This is a genomic window from Prevotella sp. HCN-7019 (assembly GCF_037890215.1).
Classification (GTDB): domain Bacteria; phylum Bacteroidota; class Bacteroidia; order Bacteroidales; family Bacteroidaceae; genus Prevotella.
In genome coordinates, this window is record NZ_JBBKBO010000029.1 from 1 (window position 1) to 923 (window position 923).

Sequence of the window (923 nt, forward strand, 5' to 3'; positions counted from 1 at the left end):
CCCAGAGTCTAAAGTTACAGAGATTTATTGTATGGCCGATGATTTTTGCAAGGAATTTACATTGCAACAGGAAAAATATATGATTGAGAATAAGAAAACCAGGCATCGTAACAAACCCAACCGCATGAGTGATGCAGAGATTATGGTTATTCTTATCCTGTTCCACTCCGGTGGTTTCCGCTGCTTCAAACATTACTACAAGGAATATGTCTGCAAACATCTGAAACACCTTTTTCCGCATCAGGTTTCCTATAACCGTTTTGTGGAACTGGAGAAAGAAATATTACTTCCCCTGACTATCTTCATCAAAAAAGTACTGCTGGGAACCTGTACCGGCATCAGTTTTGTCGACTCCACTCCTTTACGTGTTTGTCGTAATCAAAGGATCCTTATCCATAAGACATTTGAGGGGCTTGCCGAGCGTGGCAAATGTTCGATGGGATGGTTTTTCGGATTCAAGCTGCATCTGATAATCAATGACAAAGGTGAGATTCTCAATTTTATGTTCACTCCTGGAAACGTGGATGACCGCGAGCCTCTGAAGCAGGGTAAGTTTCTGAAGAATATCAAAGGAAAACTCTGTGCAGACAAAGGATATATCGGTCAGGCTCTGTTTGAGAACCTTTTCCTTAATGGTATACAGCTTGTCACTAAAGTTAAAAACAATATGAAGAATTCACTGATGAGTATTGCCGACAAGATTCTGCTCAGAAAAAGAGCACTGATTGAAACGGTCAATGACGAATTGAAGAACATTGCACAGATAGAACACTCCAGACATCGTTCATTCAATAACTTTATAGCCAACTCTTTGTCGGCTATAGCTGCATACTGCCTTTTTGAAAAGAAGCCCGCCATTGATGTAAATTTTGTCAATGACGGACAACTGTCTATTTTCTAATTTTATTTCGAACTCACGTTAA

General features: G+C 39.9%; 1 protein-coding gene. It reads left to right on the top strand.

The features are described 5' to 3' along the window. On the top strand, positions 1-901 hold a 901-nt coding region (locus WKT13_RS13315; protein ID WP_445323609.1), incomplete at its 5' end, for an IS982 family transposase. Positions 902-923 lie beyond the last annotated feature (22 nt).